Source organism: Sphingomonas sp. Leaf198, assembly GCF_001424005.1.
Classification (GTDB): domain Bacteria; phylum Pseudomonadota; class Alphaproteobacteria; order Sphingomonadales; family Sphingomonadaceae; genus Sphingomonas.
Genome location: NZ_LMPX01000001.1, coordinates 784434 through 805809, shown reverse-complemented (window position 1 = coordinate 805809; position 21376 = coordinate 784434). Strand labels below are relative to the sequence as shown.

General features: G+C 66.0%; 18 protein-coding genes. 9 read left to right on the top strand and 9 right to left on the bottom strand.

Annotation, left to right across the window (positions count from 1 at the left end; all coding sequences use genetic code 11):
* Positions 1–85 precede the first annotated feature (85 nt).
* The 3 genes from ASG20_RS03725 to ASG20_RS03715 all read right to left on the bottom strand — a co-directional run bounded on the left by ASG20_RS03725 (position 86) and on the right by ASG20_RS03715 (position 4824).
* Positions 86–2461 (bottom strand): PAS domain-containing sensor histidine kinase, encoded by a 2376-nt coding sequence (locus ASG20_RS03725; RefSeq protein WP_056050392.1) that lies wholly within the window; start codon positions 2459–2461, stop codon positions 86–88.
* Positions 2462–2608: 147 nt separating this feature from the next.
* The gene (ahcY, locus tag ASG20_RS03720) at positions 2609–4042 is read right to left on the bottom strand and encodes an adenosylhomocysteinase (protein WP_056048652.1); all 1434 of its coding nucleotides are present in this window, start codon (positions 4040–4042) and stop codon (positions 2609–2611) included.
* 221 nt (positions 4043–4263) lie between these two features.
* Positions 4264–4824, bottom strand: coding sequence for a YqgE/AlgH family protein (locus ASG20_RS03715; protein ID WP_056050390.1), 561 nt, complete (start codon positions 4822–4824; stop codon positions 4264–4266).
* Positions 4825–4932: 108 nt separating this feature from the next.
* Here ASG20_RS03715 and ASG20_RS03710 point away from each other — a divergent pair, with 108 nt between their 5' ends.
* From ASG20_RS03710 to ASG20_RS03700, 3 genes are all read left to right on the top strand, one after another.
* Positions 4933–5412, top strand: coding sequence for a peroxiredoxin (locus tag ASG20_RS03710; protein WP_056048648.1), 480 nt, complete (start codon positions 4933–4935; stop codon positions 5410–5412).
* A 179-nt stretch (positions 5413–5591) separates the two neighbouring features.
* Entirely contained in the window at positions 5592–7028 is a 1437-nt protein-coding gene (locus tag ASG20_RS03705; RefSeq protein WP_056048645.1) for an AMP nucleosidase, read from the top strand.
* A gap of 77 nt (positions 7029–7105) precedes the next feature.
* Positions 7106–7612 (top strand): hypothetical protein, encoded by a 507-nt coding sequence (locus ASG20_RS03700; protein WP_231420410.1) that lies wholly within the window; start codon positions 7106–7108, stop codon positions 7610–7612.
* A gap of 310 nt (positions 7613–7922) precedes the next feature.
* On the opposite strand, the gene ASG20_RS03695 is transcribed toward ASG20_RS03700, so the two are convergent.
* The 5 genes from ASG20_RS03695 to ASG20_RS03675 all read right to left on the bottom strand — a co-directional run bounded on the left by ASG20_RS03695 (position 7923) and on the right by ASG20_RS03675 (position 13514).
* Positions 7923–8696 (bottom strand): alpha/beta fold hydrolase, encoded by a 774-nt coding sequence (locus ASG20_RS03695; protein WP_056050385.1) that lies wholly within the window; start codon positions 8694–8696, stop codon positions 7923–7925.
* A gap of 69 nt (positions 8697–8765) precedes the next feature.
* On the bottom strand, positions 8766–9791 hold the full coding sequence (locus tag ASG20_RS03690) for an aspartate-semialdehyde dehydrogenase (protein ID WP_056048643.1): 1026 nt from the start codon (positions 9789–9791) through the stop codon (positions 8766–8768).
* 178 nt (positions 9792–9969) lie between these two features.
* Entirely contained in the window at positions 9970–10431 is a 462-nt protein-coding gene (locus tag ASG20_RS03685) for a VOC family protein (RefSeq protein WP_156364003.1), read from the bottom strand.
* Between the two features lie 93 nt (positions 10432–10524).
* The gene (locus ASG20_RS03680; RefSeq protein ID WP_056048637.1) at positions 10525–11241 is read right to left on the bottom strand and encodes an MgtC/SapB family protein; all 717 of its coding nucleotides are present in this window, start codon (positions 11239–11241) and stop codon (positions 10525–10527) included.
* 5 nt (positions 11242–11246) lie between these two features.
* Positions 11247–13514, bottom strand: coding sequence for a S9 family peptidase (locus ASG20_RS03675; protein WP_443025892.1), 2268 nt, complete (start codon positions 13512–13514; stop codon positions 11247–11249).
* Between the two features lie 311 nt (positions 13515–13825).
* Between ASG20_RS03675 and ASG20_RS03670 the strand changes: the two genes are divergently transcribed.
* From ASG20_RS03670 to ASG20_RS03640, 6 genes are all read left to right on the top strand, one after another.
* Positions 13826–14491: a DUF6975 family protein gene (locus ASG20_RS03670; RefSeq protein ID WP_056050383.1), complete on the top strand. Its 666-nt coding sequence runs from the start codon at positions 13826–13828 to the stop codon at positions 14489–14491.
* A gap of 67 nt (positions 14492–14558) precedes the next feature.
* Positions 14559–15413: an AAA family ATPase gene (locus ASG20_RS03665; RefSeq protein ID WP_056048630.1), complete on the top strand. Its 855-nt coding sequence runs from the start codon at positions 14559–14561 to the stop codon at positions 15411–15413.
* A 107-nt stretch (positions 15414–15520) separates the two neighbouring features.
* On the top strand, positions 15521–16087 hold the full coding sequence (locus ASG20_RS03660) for a CHAP domain-containing protein (protein WP_082470711.1): 567 nt from the start codon (positions 15521–15523) through the stop codon (positions 16085–16087).
* Positions 16088–16278: 191 nt separating this feature from the next.
* On the top strand, positions 16279–18186 hold the full coding sequence (locus ASG20_RS03650; protein WP_056048627.1) for a CocE/NonD family hydrolase: 1908 nt from the start codon (positions 16279–16281) through the stop codon (positions 18184–18186).
* A 140-nt stretch (positions 18187–18326) separates the two neighbouring features.
* Positions 18327–19505 (top strand): vWA domain-containing protein, encoded by a 1179-nt coding sequence (locus ASG20_RS03645; RefSeq protein WP_056048624.1) that lies wholly within the window; start codon positions 18327–18329, stop codon positions 19503–19505.
* A gap of 89 nt (positions 19506–19594) precedes the next feature.
* Entirely contained in the window at positions 19595–19921 is a 327-nt protein-coding gene (locus ASG20_RS03640) for a hypothetical protein (RefSeq protein WP_056048621.1), read from the top strand.
* 260 nt (positions 19922–20181) lie between these two features.
* Here the strand turns inward: ASG20_RS03640 and ASG20_RS03635 are convergent, their stop codons facing one another.
* Positions 20182–21324 carry an anhydro-N-acetylmuramic acid kinase gene (locus ASG20_RS03635; RefSeq protein WP_056050380.1) on the bottom strand — a complete coding sequence of 381 codons (1143 nt, stop codon included), beginning with the start codon at positions 21322–21324 and terminating at the stop codon, positions 20182–20184.
* Positions 21325–21376: the final 52 nt, after the last annotated feature.

The following is a 21376-nucleotide window of genomic DNA, read 5'->3' as shown; positions in this document are numbered from 1 at the left end:
AGGGGCTGTTCCGGGCGACGCGCTGCTTGGCTGCCCCTCACCCCAACCCTCTCCCCGGAGGGGAGAGGGAGCAGATTCAAAACGCTCATCGCCGCGGCAATTCTACGGTGATCAGCGTGCCAGCGCCGGGTTCGGACACCAGTTCGATCGTCCCGCCATGCGCCTCGACGAACTGCTTGGCCAATGGCAACCCGAGTCCCAACGCGCGATCCCCCATCGGCTTCGACTCCGCAAACCGGTCGAACGCATGCGCGACCGCTTCCGCGTCCATCCCGACGCCGTCGTCCGACACCACGATCCGCGCCGACGTCGCATTGCCGTCGGTATGCAAAAGAACCCGCCCACCATCCGGCGTCGCCGCGACCGCATGGCGCAGCAGATGCTCGACGACCTCCTTCAGCCGCTTCGGATTGCCGTTGACGCGCCCCGTCGACCGCGCGACCTCGACCGCGAAGTCGAGTTTGCGCCGTTTCGCCGACGGCAGGATCGTCTCGGCCGCGGCGCGCACGGTGTTGGCGAGATCGACGTCGCTGCGGTCGGTCTCGTCGCGGTCGCTCTCGGCGCGCGTCAGGTCGAGCACGTCGTCGACCAGCAGCCCGAGCCGCTCGACCGACTCGAGGATCGCGCCGACATACCCGACGGCTTGCGGCGTCATCTCGCCCGCATAGCCGCCATGCAGCATCTCCGCGAATCCGCTGATCGACGTCAACGGCGTGCGCAGCTCGTAGCTCATATTGGCGACGAACGCGGTCTTCACCTTGTCGGCGGCCTCCAGCGCGTCGGCACGGTCGCGCAACGCCTGCTCGGCGCGGCGGCTGTCGGTGATGTCGAGCATCGTGAACAGCGCGTTGCCATCGGGCAGCGGCACGCCGGCGAACTCGAAATGGCGCCCGTCGGCGAACGCCACGCGCCCGCCGCGCTGTTGCCGCTCGACCGTCGCCGAGCGGACCAGATCGGGGATCAGCGCCGAACGACTCGGCGTCGCGAGCTTGCCGCCCACCGCCTCCGCGAACGCGTCGACGCGTGGATGCGCGGCGAGAAACTCCTCCTCGAGCCCCCACAACAGCCGGAACCGGTTGTTCCAGACCTGCAACCGGCCATCGGCCGCGAACACGCCGAGCGCCTCGAACAGATTGTCGAAGGTCGCGGTCCTCACCCGCAACAGCGTGTCGCGCGCGCTCGCGAGCTGGACCTGCTCGGTGCGATCCTCGAAGATCAGCAACAGCCCGCCATCGGGGAGCGGCTGCGCGACGACGCGCAGATGCGTGCCGCCGCGCAAATGCCAGTTCTCCTCGATCGCGCCACCACCGACCGGGCCGCTCTGCGATCCGCCGGTCTGCAGGAACCAGTCGCGCCGTTCCGCCTTCCAGCTCGGGAAATCGCGGACCTCGGGCAGGCGGTTGGCCTCGCGCATCCGCTCGAGCACGCGGTCGAATTCGGGGCGATCGGCGAGCCATTCGCTCCGCATCGCGAACATCCGCCGAAACGGCTGGTTGCAGAATACGAGCGATCTGTCCCCGCCGAACTGCGCCACGCCCGCCGACAACCGGTCGAGCATCGCGCGCTGCGCCTCGGCGAAGCGTTTTGCGCCGGACCGCGCCTGCTCCAATTCCTCGATATCGATCGCGAACCCGGCCACGCCGCCGCTCGGCAGGGGCACGTCGTAGATCTGCAACGAGCGTCTGGCGCCGTCGATCGTCGCCGGCAATACCTGTTGATGCGGCCGGCCTTGTTCGCGCGCGACCGCAGCGCCGGCCAACGGCCCGCCGCGGCCCGATCCCTCGACGAGTTCCAGCCCGCGCGCCACCACGTCGGCGGCATCGCGCCCCTCGACCGCATCGACATAGGCGGTGTTGACCATCGTCAGACGCAGATCGTTGGCGCGGTACCACATCGGCATCGGCGCCGCCTCGATCAGCCCGGTCAGCGAGTCGTACGCCGATCCCAGCCGCGTGGTTTCGGCGCTGAGTCGGGCGATCTCCGCCTCGCTGTCGGTCGCATCGAAGGCCCACAGCAAAACCGCCCCCGCCGCGCCCATCTCGCCGGGCGCACGGCCACCGCGAAACGTGATCGCCCGGGTCGAGCCGACCAGCCGCACCGACCGCACGAACGGCCGCCCCGCGCGCTGCGCCGCAGTGATATCCGCGATCAACCGCGCTGCGTCGTCGGGCGACAGCCCCGTCCCGCCCGTGGCAAGTTCGGCGATCGAGCGCGGAGCCACATCCAACCCGAGCCAGTCCGCCATCCGCTGCGTCATTTCGATCCGCCCGCCGGAGCGGATCACGGTGACGATCGCGGGCGATCCATCGAGCAGCGTCTGAAGATGCGCATTGGCCTCGATCGCCGCCACGGCATCGCCGCGCGCGCGCTGGCCGAGGAACAACAGGATGCCTCCCGCCACGACGAGCAGCGAAAGGATCGCGCCTGCGGCCAGCGCCGTGCCGAGACCCAGCGTGATCATGATAGGCGAGCGGAGCGGCGAGCGAGCGTCATCGTCGCCCATCTAGGACACTTCGCCCCCGCCGGGGAAGCCGCCACCACGCAAAAGGGCCCGGTCTTTCGACCGAGCCCTTCGATGTCCCATCCCGTAAGGATCGGTATCGGCATCTCAGTAGCGGTAATGGTCCGGCTTGAACGGGCCTTCGACCGGCACGCCGATGTAGCCGGCCTGCTTGTCCGAAAGCTTCGACAGCTTCACGCCGAGCTTCTCGAGGTGAAGCATCGCGACCTTCTCGTCGAGGTGCTTCGGCAGGACGTACACTTCGTTCTTGTAGTTCTCACCCTTGGTCCAGAGCTCGATCTGCGCGAGCGTCTGGTTGGTGAACGAGGCCGACATCACGAACGACGGGTGGCCGGTGGCGCAACCCAGGTTCACCAGGCGACCCTTCGCCAGGATGATGATCTGCTTGCCGTCCGGGAACTTCACCAGGTCGGTGCCGGGCTTCACTTCGGTCCAGTCGTAGTTCGACAGCGCGGCGATCTGGATCTCCGAGTCGAAGTGACCGATGTTGCAGACGATCGACATCGGCTTCATCGCCTTCATGTGATCGGCGGTGATGACGTCGGCGTTGCCGGTCGCGGTGCAGAAGATGTCGGCGCGGGTCACGGCCTCTTCCATCGTCACGACCTCGAAGCCCTCCATCGCCGCCTGCAGTGCGCAGATCGGATCGACTTCGGTGACCATCACGCGCGCGCCGCCGTTGCGGAGCGACTGGGCCGAGCCCTTGCCGACATCACCGAAACCGGCGACGCAGGCGACCTTGCCGGCGAGCATGACGTCGGTCGCGCGACGGATCGCGTCGACCAGCGATTCCTTGCAGCCGTAGAGGTTGTCGAACTTCGACTTGGTGACCGAGTCGTTGACGTTGATCGCGGGGAACGGCAGCTCGCCCTTCTTGGCGATCTCGTACAAGCGATGAACACCCGTCGTAGTCTCTTCCGAGACGCCCTTCAGGTTCTTGACGGTCTCGGTCAGGTAGCCGGGGTTCTTCGCGACGTACGCCTTGAGCGCACGCTGCATCTCGACCTCTTCCTCGTTCTCGGGCTCGGGCATCGTGTGGCCGGCTTCGAGCTTGGCGCCCCAGAGTGCGAACATCGTCGCGTCGCCGCCGTCATCGAGAATGATGTTGGCAGTCTGGCCCTCGACGTCGCGATCCCACTGGAAGATGTCGCCGACATAGTTCCAGTAATCGGCAAGCGTCTCGCCCTTGATCGCGAACACCGGCACGCCGGTCGCGGCGATCGCGGCGGCGGCGTGATCCTGCGTCGAGAAGATGTTGCAGGTCGCCCAGCGGACGTCGGCGCCGAGCGCGGTCAGCGTCTCGATGAGCACCGCGGTCTGGATCGTCATGTGCAGCGAACCGGTAATCCGCGCGCCCTTGAGCGGCTGCGACGCGCCGAATTCGGTGCGCAGCGACATCAGGCCGGGCATTTCGGTCTCGGCGATGTTGATCTCGGCGCGGCCGAAATCGGCGAGGCTGATGTCGGCGACGACGTAGTCGGCCTTGGCGTCGGTCTTCGTAGGCGCAAGCGTGGTGGCCACGAGGAGTCTCCTGAGAATATCGTGATCGGCGAGCCTCATGCCCGTGCCGGATACTGCATCATAGGAGAGTGGAGGCCCCAAATCAAATATAAAGATATCTTTATATGATGGTTGGGGATGCACACTATGTAAGCTGCTTACGTTCTCCTGCGAACGCAGGAGCCCAGGGTTACGAACGGTATCCTATGTGATCCTGGGCTCCTGCGTTCGCAGGAGAACGGCTAAGCCCGCCCCGTCTCCGCGACGAGCAACCGCGGATCCACGCCAGCCTGCGCGAACGCCAGCGTCCAGCGATCCTCCGCCGCGGTCTCGAACAGCAGTTCGGCATCCCCGGCCACGTTGAACCACCCCGGCCGCGACAGCTCGCCCTCGAGCTGTCCGCCATCCCAACCGGCATAGCCGAGCGCCACCACCCACTCCGACGGGCCCTTCCCGTCGGCGATCGCACGCAGCACGTCGACGGTGCTCGACAGCTTCCACCGCCCGGCGACATCGACCGAGTCCTGCCCGCCCCAGTCGGACGAATGCACCACGAACCCGCGCCGCGGCTCGACCGGGCCGCCGAAATGCACCGGCGCGTTAGGGGCGTCGCCCGGCTCGATCCCGAACTGTTCGAGCAGATCGTGGAAGCCCAAACCATCGATCGTCGCACCGATCCCGATCCCGATCGCGCCGTTCTCGTCATGGCTGCACATCGCGATCACCGCGCGGGCGAAGCGTGGGTCGCTCATGCCCGGCATCGCGAGCAGGAATTGTCCCGAAAGAAAGCGCGTTTTGTCCATGACCAGGAACATAGCGTTGCACGTACCCCGTCGCCACGCTTGAAATCCACCGTCCGGCGTCCAAGGTACGCACCGCGCGCGACGACCGCGCGGCACAGGAGATTTCAGATGACGATCAGCGTCGGCGACCGCCTTCCCACCACCACTCTCGTCAAGGCCACCGCGGATGGCCCCGATCAGGTCGATACCGACAGCTTCTTCAAGGGCCGCAAGGTTGCGCTGTTCGCGGTTCCTGGCGCATTCACGCCGACCTGCTCGGCCAAGCATTTGCCCGGTTTCGTCGAGAAGGAAGCCGAGCTGAAGGCCAAAGGCGTCGACGAGATCGCCTGCGTGTCGGTCAACGACGCGTTCGTGATGGGCGCATGGGGCAAGTCGGCGGGCGCCGGCGACATCACGCTGCTGGCGGACGGCAATGCCGATTTCGCCAAGGCGATCGGCCTGACGATGGACGGCTCGGGCTTCGGCATGGGCACGCGCAGCCAGCGGTATTCGATGCTGGTGAACGACGGCGTCGTGGAGCAGCTGAACGTCGAGGCACCCGGCGAGTTCAAGGTAAGCTCGGCCGAACATCTCCTCAGCGAGATCTGATCATTCCTCCCCGGCACGGGGAGGTGGCAGCCCGCCAGGGCTGACGGAGGGGGCTCTCCGCGAAAATACCGTGTGCGGCACGCCCCCTCCACCCTTCGCTTCGCGAACGGTCACCCTCCCCGTGCCGGGGAGGATTTCGAAGTCTTGCCACCGTAACGTCCGCCACCTAACACTGCCCGATGACAATCGCATCCGACCTCGTCGCCGACCTCGACCGCCTCTACCGCGCCTCCGTCGAGCGCCTCCAAGCCGCGATGAGCGCCTATATCGCCGACGGCACGACGCCAGATCCGGCCAGCCGCACGGACGGCTCGTTCGCCTATCCCGAGATCCGCCTCACCTATAAGGGTGGTGTCGACCGGCCCACCCCGCTCCGCTCGTTCGGTCGGCTCGTCAACGCAGGCGAATACCGCATCAGCGTCACCAAGCCCGCGATCTTCGCCGAATACCTGACCGAACAGCTGACGCTGCTGATCGAGGATTACGACGTCACCGTCGAAGCGGTCGAAGGCCGCCAGGAAATCCCGTTCCCCTATGTGATCGAGCCCGGCCACGCGCTGAGCCTCGACGAGGTCTCCGCGACCGAATTGTCGCGCCACTTCCCCGCGACCGAACTCGCGCATATCGGTGACGAGATTGCCGACGGCCTCTGGATCGCGCATGACGAGACGCGCCCGCTCGCGCTGTTCGACGGCCTGCGCACCGATTTCAGCCTCGCCCGCCTGCGCCACTACATGGGTACGCCCGCCGAGCACGCGCAGCGCTTCGTGCTGTTCACCAACTATCACCGCTACGTCGACGAGTTCGTCCGCTGGGCCGGCACGCAGCTTGGTGAAGGCTCGCGCTTCACCAGCCTGTCGGGCGCGGGCGGGATCACGATCTCGTCGGGCGACGACATCGACAAGATCATCTCCGACAGCGCGTGGCGCCGTCACCAGATGCCCGCCTATCACCTGATGGCGGACGACCGCACCGGCATCACGCTCGTCAACATCGGCGTCGGGCCGTCGAACGCGAAGACGATCTGCGACCATCTCGCGGTGTTACGCCCGGAAGCGTGGCTGATGATCGGTCATTGCGGCGGGCTGCGGCCGAGCCAGCGGATCGGCGACTATGTCCTGGCGCACGCCTATCTGCGCGACGACCACGTCCTCGACGACGTCCTGCCCCCCGAAATTCCGATCCCCGCGATCGCCGAAGTCCAGCTCGCGATGGCCAAGGCCGCCGAGATCGTCTCGGGTCAGTCTGGCGAGGAACTCAAGCGCCGCCTGCGCACCGGCACGATCGTCACCACCGACGACCGCAACTGGGAGCTGCGGTATTCGAAGTCCGCGCTGCGCTTCTCGCTTAGCCGCGCGGTTGGCATCGACATGGAATCCGCGACGATCGCAGCGCAAGGGTATCGCTTCCGCGTTCCCTACGGGACGTTGCTCTGCGTCTCGGACAAGCCGCTCCACGGCGAACTGAAGCTGCCGGGCCAGGCCAATCGCTTTTACGAGCGTGCGATCAGCGAGCATCTGCGGATCGGGATCGAGACCTGCGAACAGCTCCGCCTGGAGGGTCCGAAGCTCCACAGCCGCAAGCTCCGCGCGTTCGACGAGCCGCCCTTCCGATAACGTGGGCCGCTAAAAATCGGAGCGGATCGCGCGAGAATGGGTTACGCATCCGGAATCATTGCTGAGGGGAGATAACCGTGGCCGACACCGACACGCCCGATACGGAAGCAAAGAAGCCCGTCACCCGCCGCCGCGCGCCGCGCAAGACCAGCGCGCCGAAGGCGGCTCCGGCTGCGACGTCGTCGGCCAAGCCGGTCGCGTCCAAGCCGGTGCCGGCGACAAAACCGGTTGCCGACAAGCCCGTGACTGCCGCGCCGCCAAAGCCCGCAGCCAAGCCGACGCCAAAGCCGCGCTCGACCAAGCGCAGCACGTCGCGCCCCGTCCCCGCGCGCAACACCGCGCCGCCGGTCCCGGTCGCCAAGCCACCGGAAAAAACCCGTGGCAAATGGGGGGCGGCTGCGATCTTCAGCGGCGTCGCGGTCGCGGGAGCGGCGGTTGGCGCGTTGCTCACCTTGCGAGGCAGCACGCCCAAAGCTCAGCCAGCGCCTAAACCGAAGGGCAAGCACGCGCACCAGGCTGACGGCGCGGACTCATCGAAGTCGTTCGATGCCGGCATCGCCGATCCGGGGACGGTTCCGGAGTAGGCATCCCACTGCATTCCCCAGATGGAGACACCACCCCGGCGAAAGCCGGGGCCCAGGTGGAACGTCTTGAGTAACTAAGCTCATCGCTCCGTTAGCGACGTTTCCCAACTGGACCCGGCCTTCGCCGGGGTGGTAAAAACGAGAGAGTGCCGCTGCCAACCGTTCCCCCGCGGAGGCGGGGCCCCAGCTGAAACCACGGAAGCGTTTGTAACCGTGGGCCCCCGCCTTCGCGGGGGAACCAGAGCTAGTGAGCAATCCGTACTCTTTGAAAAGCGACGTCCGTCAGGATGATGGACAAAGCCTCGCGTGCCTACCGCGCGAGAAATTCCGCGATCGCCTGACCAAGCTCGGGCTTCACGACCGCACTCATATGCCCACCGGGCGTCTCGACGTATTCCCCATGTGGCAAAACCGCCGCAAGGTCCGGCGCAGACCCGTTGTCCTGATCCTCACCGCCGCAGACGACCAACGTCGGCTGCTGGATCGCCTTCACCGTTTCCAACGGCGTATCCACGAACGTCTCGAGTATGCCGAGCAACGCTACCGGATCGCCGCCGGTGGTCTTCAGGAACGCCTCCGCCAGCCACTCCGGCGTGCCCTGCACATGCTGCCCGAGCCTCGTCAGGATGTTCCGGAAATGCCCGGCACGGCGCGACGTCTGCGTCAGCCCCTCCAGCCCCATCCCGGAGAAGATCACCCGCCGCGGCGTCGCGCCCGTCGCCAGCATCCGCGACGTCGTCCGCGCGCCCAGCGAATAGCCCCCCAGATCATAGTTGGTCAGCCCGAGATGCGCGATCAGCGCATGCCCGTCCCGCGTCAGCGCGTCGGCCGGATACGCCTCCAGCCCATGCGGCTTGTCGCTCTCACCGTGCGCCCGCAGGTCGGGCATAATCACGCGAAAGCCCTTCGCGGCGATCTTGGCGGCGTGGCCATAGCGGATCCAGTTGGTCTTCGCGTCGGAGAAATAGCCGTGGATCAGCACCACCGCGCGCGTACCATCCGTGGTCGGGCCGACCTCGTGCCACGCCAGCCGCGTGCCGTCGAAGCTTTCGAAATACTGCGTCTCGCTCGGGGTGCTGCTCACAAACTCATCCTGCATTGCCTGTCGTCGCCAGATCGAAGGGCGGCGACACAGCGTCGCCGCCCCGCGCGTTCACGCCTTCTGCAGATGCCGACGCCCGAGCAACTCGGCGATCTGCACCGCATTCAGCGCCGCACCTTTCCGCAGGTTGTCGCTGACGCACCACAGGTTCAGCCCGTTCTCGACGGTCGGATCCTCGCGCACGCGGCTGACATACGTCGCGAAGTCGCCGACGCATTCGATCGGGGTGATGTACCCGCCGTCCTCGCGCTTATCGACCAGCATGATGCCGGGCGCCTCTCGGAGGATGTTCTGCGCTTCCTCGGCCGAGATCTCGTTCTCGAACTCGATGTTGATCGCTTCCGAATGGCCGACGAACACCGGCACGCGGACGCAGGTCGCGGTGACCTTGATCTTCCTGTCGAGGATCTTCTTGGTCTCGACGACCATCTTCCACTCTTCCTTGGTCGAGCCGTCGTCGAGGAAGCTGTCGATGTGCGGGATCACGTTGAAGGCGATCTGCTTGGTGAACAGCTTGGGCTCGGCCGGATCACCGACGAAGATGTTGCGGCTCTGCTCGAACAGCTCGTCCATCCCCGCCTTGCCCGCGCCCGACACCGACTGGTAGGTCGACACGACCACGCGGAGAATCTTCGCGGCGTCGTGCAGCGGCTTCAGCGCGACGACCATCTGCGCGGTCGAGCAGTTCGGGTTGGCGATGATGTTGCGGACCTTGTAGCCGTCGATCGCCTCGGGGTTCACCTCGGGCACGATCAGCGGCACGTCGGGGTCCATCCGGTAGAGCGACGAATTGTCGATCACGACGCAGCCGGCGGCGGCGGCGATCGGCGCATAGACCGCGGTGCCCTCGGAGCCGATCGCGAACAGCGCCATGTCCCAGCCGTTCCAGTCGAAATGCTCGATGTTCTGGCATTTGATCTGCTTGCCGGTGTCGCCATAGTCGACCATCAGCCCCTGGCTGCGCGACGACGCGACGCAGGCGATCTCGTCCGCCGGAAACTCGCGCTCCGCCAGAATATTGAGCATCTCGCGCCCGACATTGCCGGTCGCGCCCGCGACCACCACCCGATAACCCATGTTGTCACTCCGATTGGACTTGGCCGCGCAGTACCGACGTTGCGCGGCGAGGTCCAACGGCTTTCGACTTGTTGCGCGGATAGGCGGAGTTTGGGAGGGCGGGTGGCGATAGCCGACATTGGGCAGTTGCCGCCTTTCCCCAAAAGGATGGTGAAGCGGGGAAACTTCCGCAGGCGTATTAACGGGCCGGCTGCTGCATAAGCTCTATCGTGATATGATCGGGGCCTGAAACGTATGCCACCAACGTACCCTTCCGTGGACCACCCGCGATCGGCAAAGGGCTACCCTTGGCCTTCCATCCTGCTGCCTCGACGCGGGCAATAGCGGCATGAATATCCTTTACGGTCAGCGCCAGGTGGGCCGCTCCGATCGATCCCGCGCCGGAAGGCACCGCCCCGTTCTGGTGCCCTCTGGAATATTGCAACAGTTCGACAACGTAGCCGTCTGGTGCCCTGACGATCGCCGTTTTCACACTCGGATCATCGACACCTGTCACCTGATGCAGGAAGTCGCCCCCCATCTCCGATTGTCGCTCAAGTGTGAAACCGAGCGCTCCCGTCCAAAACCGAACGGCTTCGTCCAAAGACGATACAGCGAAACCCGTGTGGTCCACGGCAATTACGTTTGCGGCGTCGTTCATTGCTGCACTCTCACTAGGCCTGAACGTCCCGGGGGTGGGTGACTTCAGACGTTGGCAACGTCAACTCAGGTATCGTCTAGCGTCCTGCACCCGTCAATCGTGCGTCCTGGCCTGCCACGTCGCATGCTCGATCCCGTGCACCTTCGCCAGGTGATCCGTGATCGCATCCAGTTCCTCCGACGGCACGTTCGTCGCCACCAGCGTCGCGGCGATCTCGACCCGGTCCTCGCCGCGCTCGGTCACGGCCAGCTCCGCCACCTGCAACTGCGCAGCCTCCAGATGCTCGACCACCAGATCGCCGATCGGTCCCGCATCCCCCGCCGCCACCGTCACCATCACGCTATACGTAGCCTCGATCGTCCGCCCCTCGGTCGGGATCCGGTTGATCCCGTCGACCAGCGGCCGCAGCGCGGTGTTCGCGAGCAGCACGACGAAGGTGAGCAAGCCCGCCTCCGCGATCATGTCGCTGCCCGCGCACGATCCGACCGCCGCCGAGCACCAGAGCGTCGCCGCGGTGTTGAGCCCGCGGACGTTCATCCCCTCCTTCATGATCACGCCCGCGCCGAGGAAGCCGATCCCCGACACGACGTACGCAATGATCCGGATCGACTCGACGTCGCCGCCCAGCCGCTGGCCAAGATCGACGAACGCCGCCGACCCGAGCGCGACCAGCGTATTCGTCCGCAACCCCGCGGTCCGCTGGCGATATTGCCGCTCGGCGCCGATCAGCGTCCCGAATACGAACGCGGCGATATAACTCACCAGCGTGTCGAGGAACGGCCACAGGTGAAACGTCTCGATGAACCGCACAGCGGTTACTTCGCCGGCGTTGCCACAGCCTCGGGCACCGGCTTGTCTTTCACCGTCCGGTCGAGGAAGTTGAGGATCGTCCCCCAGACATGCTCGCTGATCCCCGGCCCCGCCACGCGGTGCGTGTAGCCGGGGTAGAACATCATCTCGAACGGCGTCGCGGTCGCCTGCATCCGCGCGGCCACCTTGGTCGAATTGTCGAGGAACACGTTGTCGTCCGCCATGCCGTGGATCAGCAGCAACGGATCGACAATCTTGTTCGCCTCCTCGACCGCCGCCGACGTCGCATAGCTCGCAGGGTCGGTCGCCGGGTCGCCGAGATAGCGCTCGGTATAATGCGTGTCGTACAGCTGCCAGTCGGTGACCGGCGCGCCCGACACAGCGGCGGCATACACGCCCGGCGTCTTCTCCAGCATCTTCAGCGACATATAGCCGCCATACGACCAGCCATAGGTAGCGATCTTGTTCGGCTCGACGAACGGCAGCGACTTCAGGTAATTCGCGCCGGTCAGCTGATCCTCGACCTCGACCGTCCCCATCGCGTGATAGATCTGGTTCTCGAACGCCCGGCCGCGGTTGTACGAACCGCGATTGTCGATCTTGAAGTAGATGTAGCCGCGATCGACGAGATATTGCGGCAACGCGCCCTGCCAGCCGCGCGTGACGACCTGGCCGGTGCCGGGTCCGCCGTAATGCTCGAAGAACACCGGGTATTTCTTGCCGGGCTCGAGCGGCGGCGTGATCATCTCCCAGTAGAGCGTCATGCCGTTCTTGGCTTTCAGCGTCCCGAACTTGGTCTCCTGGTGGCTCGCCAGATAGGGATAATAGGGATGCCCCTCGACCACCGCATTCTCGTTGATCCACGACAGCCGCTTGCCGGTCGCGTCGGCCAGATACACCTGCGTCGGCTGTTTCGGGTTCGAGCGTGAGATGATCAGGCGGCTCGCGGCCGCATCCATCGTCGCGCTGTTCCACCAGCCCGCTTCGGTCAGCCGGGTGATCGCATTCGGCTTGGCGACATCGACCGAATACAGCTGCTGTTCGAGCACGTCGTCCTTGTTGCCGAGGAAGAACAGACGACCCTTCGCTTCGTCCACGCCGACCAGATCGGTGACGACCCAGTCGCCCTTGGTCAGCTGCGTCCACTTACCCGACGCGAACCGGTAGAGATGACCGTAGCCGCTCCGCTCCGAGCGCCAGATCAGGCTGCCGTCCTTCAGCACGCGGTACGCATCGGACAGGTTGAGCCAGCTCTTCACCCCCGATTTCTCGGTGAACAGGATCGTCGACTTGCCCGTCGCCGGATCGACCCGCAGCATCTCCATCAGCTTCTGGTCGCGGCTCTGGCGCTGCACCAGCAGCATCCGGCCATCGGGCGTCCAGTCGACGCGCGCGAGATAGATGTCGCGGTTGGGGCCGAGGTCGACCTTCACCTGGCCCGAACCGTCGGGCTTCATGATGTAGAGGTCGACCAGCACGTTGGGCGTGCCCGCTGCCGGGTAACGCTGCTCGTACACCTTGGTCCCGGTCGCGCCGATCGATGCGCGCGTCGCGACATGGACCGGTGCCTCGTCGAACCGCTCGACCGCGATATGCTGCTCGTCGGGCGACCACCAGTATCCGGTGTCGCGGTGCATTTCCTCCTGCGCGACGAACTCCGCCTCGCCGAAATGCACCGTACCACCACCGCCGGTCGTGACGGCGCGCGCGGCGCCACCACTCAGCGGCTGGACGACGACGTTCTGGTCGCGGACGAACGACACGAACCCGCCCTTGGGGCTGACCACCGGGTTGAGTTCGCCGCCGGGCGTGTCGGTCAGCCGTGTGACCTTGCCGTCGAGCCCGGCGAGATACAGGTCGCCGTCGAGCGGCACGAGGATCGACTTGCCGTCGGGCGCCCAATCATACGCGACGATGCCCTTCTGGCCGCCGATCCGCGCGCGCTCGCGCTGCATCTTCTCGGCCTCGGTCAGCTCGGCACCGCTGCCGACCTTCTTCGAATCGACCAGCATCCGCGCCGCCCCGGTCGCGGTGTCGACCGCCCACAGATCGAACCGCTCCTTCTCGTCGTCGCGGTTGCGCAAGCTCGTCAGCAGCGTGCCGTCGGGCGACAGCCGGACCGATTTAGGCTGCGATCCCGACAGGTCCGGATTGCCGAACACACGCGCCATCGTCAGGTCGCCGGGCTTGGCGGCTTCGACCGGCCGTGCCGGTGCCGGCGCAGGCGCTGGTGCAGCGGGCGCGGCCGGGGGCGTGACCTGATCAGCGGCCATCGCGGCGGTTCCGACCGAAGCAAGTGCAAGCCCGAGCAACCATGTGCGCATCCTGTAGACTCCGTGGGATCAGGTCGCCGATCCTACCCCGGCGCCGGGCGCGTTATCGCGACGGCGCGTCACGGCGTAAAGACCGGATCGCGTACCGTCGGCGATTGTCCGAGAAACGCGGGATTTGCGACCGTCCTCGCGACCAAGATGCTATAATTAATTTTACATACACCATGTTCCTACGCGCTTCGTACAGGCGATGCGGCGCATGGCAACGGCGTGGCGCATACGCAGCGCACGACTTGTTCGACCGGAGCACGATGGTTTCCCACGCGGCACTACAGATCGGGACGTCGAATGCGTGGGACGCGCTCGTCCGCCTGGGCGAGGCCGACGGCAGCACCGCGCACCCGCATATGCGCCGCCTCGTGCTCGGGACGCCGGTGCAGCGCACGCTCTCCGACGCGATCCACGCATTGTGTGCGATCCACGGCGACCATCCGGGCATGATCGCCGATGTCCTGACCCAGGCAGCGCAGCCGCCGGCGACCGAATGGCTCGCCGCCGCCGCGGTCGGGTTCGCCGAGGAACGCGCCTATCTCGCGCAACTCACCGCGGCGGTCGGGCCGTTGCCGTCGACGCCGGGCCAGGCCCTGACCGAAACCGCGCTGGTCAACGAACGGCACGCGCTCGAAATGCTGGCTCGGTCCGAACGGCGGGGCTGTGCCACCGGCGCCGCCGCCGCGCTGGTCTACGACTGGGCCGCGATCCGCCGTGTCCTCGATGCTGCGGCAGAACGGTTCTCGGTCGCCGTGCCCGCGACCGGCTTCCCCGCGGAGTCCGTGACAGCGGCGACGATCGCCGACCTCGGCGCAGTCCCCGGTTGCGATCGCGCGATCCTGTTCGGCGCGCAGCAATTGTTCGCGCAGCACCGCGGCCTGTGGTCGCTGCTCGAAGCCCGCGCGAGTGCCCGCGGCGATCTGTAACGCGCTTGCATCGGCGCGCGAAAACCCTCTATCCATACCCGGTATTCAGAACCGGACGGGACATCGCATGAAGCGCTTCGAGGGCACCCAGAGCTACGTCGCGACCGACGATTTGAAAGTCGCGGTCAACGCCGCCGTGACGCTGCGTCGCCCGCTGCTGATCAAGGGCGAACCCGGCACTGGCAAGACCGTCCTCGCCTACGAGATCGCGAAAGCGCTCGGTGCGCCGCTGATCGAGTGGAACATCAAGTCGACCACCAAGGCGCAGCAGGGCCTGTACGAATACGACGCGGTCGCCCGCCTGCGCGATGGCCAGCTCGGCGACGCACGCGTTCACGACATCGGCAACTATATCCGCAAGGGCAAGCTCTGGGAGGCGTTCACCCAGCCCGCGCCGCCCGTCCTGCTGATCGACGAGATCGACAAGGCGGATATCGAATTCCCCAACGACCTGTTGCAGGAACTCGATCGGATGGAATTCCACGTCTACGAGACCAAGGAAACGGTGCGCGCGGTCGAGCGCCCGATCGTGATCATTACCAGCAACAACGAGAAGGAACTGCCCGACGCATTCCTCCGCCGCTGTTTCTTCCACTACATCAAGTTCCCCGATCGCCAGACGATGCAGGCGATCGTCGACGTCCATTTCCCCGGCATCCAGAAGATCCTCGTCAGCAAGGCGATGGACCTGTTCTACGACGTCCGCGACGTGCCGGGGCTGAAGAAGAAGCCGTCGACCAGCGAGCTGCTCGACTGGCTGAAACTGCTGCTGCACGAGGACATGCCGCTCGACATCCTCCAGAACCGCGACCCGACCAAGGCGATCCCGCCGCTCCACGGTGCGCTGCTCAAGAACGAGCAGGATGTGATGCTGTTCGAACGCCTCGCGTTCATGGCGAAACGGCAGAAGAACCAGGCGTGAGCGTTTTGAGACGGGCGCACGCCGACCTGACCGAAAAGCGCGGCAGGACCATGCATTAACCAAAGCCGGCAACCGACCAGTCACTCGGTGCTTTGTAGACCAGCGGCATGAAGCGACTCCCCCGAACGCTCCTCAGCCTCGCCATCGCCGCCGCAGCGGCGACCGGCGGCCATGCCACGTCGTTGCTGAATTATGTCGGCGAGTGTGTGCCCTTCGCGCGCGCCGCGTCGGGGATCCAGATCTACGGCAACGCCTGGACGTGGTGGGAACAGGCGGACGGCAAATACGAACGCACGCACAAGCCCAAGGAAGGCGCGGTCATCGTCTTCGCCAAGACCGCGCGCCTGCCGATGGGCCATGTCGCGGTCGTCAGCCGCGTCGTCGAGAAGCGCGTCGTCATGCTCACGCACGCCAACTGGTCGCGGCAGAACGGCGAGCGCGGGCATGCCGAGCAGGATGTGACGCTGTTCGACGTCTCGCCGCGCAACGACTGGAGCGATGTGAAGGTGTGGTACAAGGACGTCGACGGCCTCGGCGGCGGGGTCTATCCGGTCTATGGCTTCATCTACGGCCACACGCACGCCGCGCCCGAACTCACCAGCCGCAACCCCGACTATGTCGGTGCGCTGATCGACGCCTACGTACCCGTCAGCGGCAAGCCCATAGCGCGGTAAACCCGCACACTCACTCCCACTCCGCCATCCTGACCACCACCGTCATCCTGACGAAAGTCAGGATCCAGAGCCATGAAGTGGGCCGCCCGTGACCCTGGATCCTGACTTTCGTCAGGATGACGGCGGGAACGGATTGCCGCCGCCCGCAAAACCGTGCCACCTGCGTCTTCGACAAGACGGTGAGGATAACGATGCGGTTCAAGGCTCTTACGACGATCACGCTGGCCCTGCTCGCCACGTCGGCACCGTCCGCGATATCCGCGCAGAAGGAAAAAGCGCCGCAGCCCGGTGGCGACATTCCGACTAAGTTCGTCCCCGCCAACACCAGCTTCGATTTCGACCGGCGCGAAGTCGACATCAAGATGCGCGATGGCGTCACGCTCCACGCGGTCATCGTTCAGCGCAAGGGCCTCACCGACGCGCCTATCCTGCTCCAGCGCACCCCCTACAACGCGGAGAGCGCCGCCAGCCGGTCGTCGAGTTCCAGCGGCGCGATGAACCTGCGCGCGTCCGACGCGATGTTCTTCGACGCGGGATACATCCGCGTGTTCGAGGACGTCCGCGGCAAGAACGGCTCGAACGGCGCGTACATCAACGAACGCCCGTTGATCGGCCCGCTCAACAAGACGAAAGTCGATCACTCCACCGACGCCTACGACACGATCGACTGGCTCGTTAAGAACCTGAAAAACAGCAACGGCCGCGTTGGCATCATCGGCACCAGCTACGACGGCATGATGGCGGCGATGGCGCTGGTGAACCCGCACCCCGCGCTAAAGGCCGCCGTCCCGATGAACCCGGTCATCAACACGTGGAAGGGCGACGACGACTTCCACGGCGGCGCCTTCCGCCAGATCGGCTACGATTATTATTACAGCCAGGACGCGGCCAAGGGCGAAGCCGGCGACCTGTGGCGCGACGCGTACGATGATTACGACACGTTCCTGCGTGCCGGGTCGGCCAGCGACTTCGTGAAGAGCCGCGGCCTCGCGCAGCTCCCGTTCGTCCAGCGCATGCACGATCACCCGGCGTACGACGCGTTCTGGCAGGGCCAGGCGCTCGAGACGATCCTGCCCAAGCAGCCACAGACCGTGCAGACGCTATGGGTCGCCAGCCAATGGGACCAGGAGGACATATACGGCGCAGTCGCGGCCTACGAAGCCGTGTCGAAAGCCGACCCCAACCACGTCAACCACCTCGCGTTAGGTCCCTGGGCGCATGGCGGCGCGAATGGCGACGGCTCCACGCTCGGCGCGATCCGCTTCGACTCCGATACCGCGCTTTGGTTCCGCAAGAACGTCCTGCTGCCGTTCCTGAACGGCGCGCTGAAGACCGGCGCGACGCCGCCCGCGCTCGCCCCCGTCACCGCGTTCCAGACCGGCGCTAACCAGTGGCAGACGCTCGCCGGCTGGCCGAACGCGTCCGCTACGCAGAAACTCTATTTCCAGCCCGCCAGCGGCCTCGGCACCACAGCCCCCGCGCAGGACGGCCACGACGACTATATCTCCGACCCCGCCAAGCCGATCCCCTACCGCCTCCGCCCGATCCGCCCGACCTACGCGACCGGCTCGACCTGGCGGCAATGGCTGGTCGACGACCAGCGCCCGTTTTCGGATCGCACCGACGTCCTCACCTACCAGACGCCGCCGCTGACCAGCCCTGTCGCGATCGCAGGCGCGCCTGTCGCGGACCTGATCGCCAGCACCACCGGCACCGACGGCGATTTCGTGGTGAAGCTGATCGACGTCTACCCGGCGGAGTATTCCGACAAGCCCGAGATGGGCGGCTATCAGCTCGCCGTCTCGATGGACATCTTACGCGGCCGCTACCGCGACGGGTTCGACAAGCCGGCCCCGATCGTCGCCGGCCAGCCGACGCATTTCCGCGTCGTCCTTCCCAACGCCAGCCACGTCTTCCTCCCCGGCCACCGCATCATGGTCCAGGTCCAGTCGAGCTGGTTCCCGCTCTACGACCGCAACCCGCAGACCTACGTCGCCAACATCTTCGACGCGAAGCCCGCCGATTACCGCAAGGCAACGATCAGCGTCTTCCACTCGGCCGCGCAAGCCAGCGCGATCGAACTGCCGATCGCCCGCTAAGACAATGCCGACCGCCCCACCCACTCCGTCACCCCGGACTTGTTCCGGGGTCCACCGTCCCGCATAATCCCGAATATCGAGTGTGCGGATCGGTGGATGCCGGAACGAGCCCGGCATGACGAAGGCTCTGGAGTGACCCCATGTTCCTGAACTTCCTCGACGAACTCCGCAGCGCCGGCATTCCCGCCAGCCTCAAGGAGCACCTCATCCTGCTCGAGGCGCTCGACGCCGAGGTGATCGAGCGGACACCCGAGGATTTCTACTACCTCTCCCGCGCGGTGTACGTGAAGGACGAGGGTCTGCTCGACAAGTTCGACCAGGTCTTCGCCAAGGTCTTCCGCGGCCTCGCCACCAGCTACGGCACGCCCGCCGGCGAAGTCCCCGAGGACTGGCTGAAGGCGGTCGCCGAGAAATTCCTGACCGCCGAGGAGATGGCCGCGATCAAGTCGCTCGGCTCGTGGGACGAGATCATGGAGACGCTCAAGAAACGCCTCGAGGAGCAGAAGGAACGCCATCAGGGCGGCAACAAATGGGTCGGCACCGGCGGCACGAGCCCGTATGGCAACGGCGGCTACAACCCCGAAGGCGTCCGCATCGGCGGCGAGAGCACGCACAAGCGCGCGCTGAAAGTCTGGGACCAGCGCGAGTTCCGCAACCTCGACAACACCAAGGAACTCGGCACCCGCAACATCAAGGTGGCGCTCCGCCGCCTGCGCCGCTTCGCCCGCGACGGCGCCGCCGACGAACTCGACATCGACGGCACGATCGCCGGCACCGCGCGGCAAGGCTATCTCGACATCGTCATGCGCGCCGAACGCCGCAATGCGGTCAAGCTGCTGCTGTTCCTCGACGTCGGCGGCTCGATGGATCCGTTCGTGAAGCTGTGCGAGGAACTGTTCTCCGCCGCGACCACCGAGTTCAAGAACCTCGAATTCTTCTACTTCCACAATTGCCCGTACGAAGGCGTGTGGAAAGACAACACGCGCCGCTTCGCCGAGCGCACGCCGATGTGGGACCTGCTCCACAAATACGGCCACGACTACAAGCTGATCTTCGTCGGCGACGCGTCGATGAGCCCGTACGAGATCACGCACCCCGGCGGCTCGGTCGAGCATTTCAACGAGGAGCCGGGCGCGGTGTGGATGCAGCGGCTGACGAATACGTATCCGGCGGCGGCGTGGCTCAACCCGGTGCCCGAGGCGCAATGGGGCTATTCGCAGTCGGTGCGGATCATCCGCGAGCTGATGACCGACCGGATGTACCCGCTGAGCCTCGCCGGGCTCGACGACGCGATGCGCGAGCTGACCCGCAAACGGTGACTTCGGCGCGGTGAGCGGCTGACCGTAACGGAACCGTCACGGACGCGATCGGTTTATCGGGCATCATCCCTTACCGAAGGACAAGCCCTATGTCGTCGATCCCCAACTCCGCCATGCCGCACGCCAAGGTCCATCACGACGACGACCACAAGCCGAAGCCCGACGCGAAGAAAACCGCGGCGACCAGCGACTGGGTCGAGGACGCGACCGACGCAGCCAAGGCCGGCCTCGCGACGGCGACGGACGCGGTGAAGTCGCACCCGAAGACGGCGATTGCGGTTGGTGCGACGGTGATCGCGGGTATTGCAGCAGCGATCGCGGCGCCGGCGTTGCGCGCTAAGGATGCGGCGGAGAAGAAGGCGCCCCCGAAGAAGCCCGAGCCGAAGAAGCCAGCCAAGGCGAAGAAGCCGCACTGATACAATCGATACAAACGCGCTTGCCCACCCCACCCCACCCCGCACCACCCCGGCGCAGGCCGGGGCCCAGTTGGAAAGGTCGTAGTGGTGGGGTGCAGCCTCAGTTAGCAACGTCCCCCAACTGGGCCCCGGCCTCCGCCGGGGTGGACATCCAATACTGGACGGGCTTGCACTTCCTTGTTCTCCCGCGAAGGCGGGAGCCCAGACTGGGCTCCCGCCTTCGCGGGAGAACAAGCTTTCTTAGTTAAGAGCCTACCCCCTCAAACCCGATCCACAACCCCACCAGCCATCGCCACCGGAACCCCAGTCGTCCCCGGAAAGCTGATCGCCAGCCCCTTCAGCGTCCGAACCGCCATATACGCAAACCCCTCGGCCTCCAGCGCATCGCCGTTCCACCCGAGCACATCGGTAGGCTCCACCACCAACCCGGTCCGCGCGGCGATCATCGCCAGCATCGTCGGATTATGCCGACCACCCCCCGCCACCAGCAACCGAACCGGCCGAGCCGGTAAATGCCGCAAAGCCTCAGCCACAGTCGCCGCCGTAAACGCGGTCAGCGTCGCGGCCCCATCAGCCGCCGACAACCCCCGAGCCGGCTGGATCGTAAAATCATTCCGATCCAGAGACTTCGGCGGAGGCGCATCGAAAAACGGGTGATCGAGCATCGCCGTCAGCACCGTCGCGTCCACCCGCCCAGACGCCGCCAACGCCCCCCCGGCATCATACCGAGCACCCACCTCCGCCTCGACCCAGCTATCGATCAACCCATTCGCCGGCCCGGTATCGAACGCCACCAGCCCATCGCGGTCCGTCATCTGCGCCCGCTCCGGCGACATCTCGCGCGAATCGTGCATGTCCATCCCGCCGGGAATGAAGGTGATGTTCCCCACCCCGCCAAGGTTCAGCAACGCGACCGGCCCCTCTAGCCCCGCCGCCAACGCCGCATGATACACCGGCAGCAACGGCGCCCCCTGCCCGCCCGCAGCCACATCCGCAGATCGAAAATCCGAGACCGTCGTGATCCCGGTAGCCCGCGCGACCGCAGCCCCATCGCCGATCTGCCACGTCCAGCGCCGATCCGGCCGATGCGCGATCGTCTGCCCGTGAAAGCCGATCACGTCGACATCCGCCGCCGCAACCCCCGCATCCGCCAACAACTTGTGCACCGCAAACACATGCGCCCGCGTAATCAGTTCGCCCGCGGCAACTACCGGCGGGCTAGCGCGCGGCTTGTCGAACGTCAGCGCCATCCGCGTGGCCTCCGCCAACTGCGCTCGCGCCGCATCCGAATAGGGCTCGCCGCGAAACGCGATCGGCCGCACGAACGCCTCGCCGTCGGTCTCGATCAACGCGGCGTCGATCCCGTCGAGCGACGTCCCCGACATCAGTCCAATCGCCAGCATATCGGTTCCTTCCCGCGCAATCCGCCCACCCATGGCGCCCCCTCTTGGATGA

Bases quoted from the DNA above. Each gene is read 5' to 3' on its own strand.
- ASG20_RS03670 (WP_056050383.1), top strand. From the start codon at position 13,826: ATGGTTTCCCACGCGGCACTACAGATCGGGACGTCGAATGCGTGGGAC.
- ASG20_RS03715 (WP_056050390.1), bottom strand. From the start codon at position 4,824: ATGGACAAAACGCGCTTTCTTTCGGGACAATTCCTGCTCGCGATGCCG.
- ASG20_RS03705 (WP_056048645.1), top strand. From the start codon at position 5,592: ATGACAATCGCATCCGACCTCGTCGCCGACCTCGACCGCCTCTACCGC.
- ASG20_RS03675 (WP_443025892.1), bottom strand. From the start codon at position 13,514: ATGGCCGCTGATCAGGTCACGCCCCCGGCCGCGCCCGCTGCACCAGCG.
- ASG20_RS03725 (WP_056050392.1), bottom strand. From the start codon at position 2,461: ATGATCACGCTGGGTCTCGGCACGGCGCTGGCCGCAGGCGCGATCCTT.
- ASG20_RS03685 (WP_156364003.1), bottom strand. From the start codon at position 10,431: ATGAACGACGCCGCAAACGTAATTGCCGTGGACCACACGGGTTTCGCT.
- ASG20_RS03660 (WP_082470711.1), top strand. From the start codon at position 15,521: ATGAAGCGACTCCCCCGAACGCTCCTCAGCCTCGCCATCGCCGCCGCA.
- ASG20_RS03635 (WP_056050380.1), bottom strand. From the start codon at position 21,324: ATGCTGGCGATTGGACTGATGTCGGGGACGTCGCTCGACGGGATCGAC.
- ASG20_RS03650 (WP_056048627.1), top strand. From the start codon at position 16,279: ATGCGGTTCAAGGCTCTTACGACGATCACGCTGGCCCTGCTCGCCACG.
- ASG20_RS03690 (WP_056048643.1), bottom strand. From the start codon at position 9,791: ATGGGTTATCGGGTGGTGGTCGCGGGCGCGACCGGCAATGTCGGGCGC.
- ASG20_RS03645 (WP_056048624.1), top strand. From the start codon at position 18,327: ATGTTCCTGAACTTCCTCGACGAACTCCGCAGCGCCGGCATTCCCGCC.
- ASG20_RS03640 (WP_056048621.1), top strand. From the start codon at position 19,595: ATGTCGTCGATCCCCAACTCCGCCATGCCGCACGCCAAGGTCCATCAC.
- ASG20_RS03710 (WP_056048648.1), top strand. From the start codon at position 4,933: ATGACGATCAGCGTCGGCGACCGCCTTCCCACCACCACTCTCGTCAAG.
- ASG20_RS03665 (WP_056048630.1), top strand. From the start codon at position 14,559: ATGAAGCGCTTCGAGGGCACCCAGAGCTACGTCGCGACCGACGATTTG.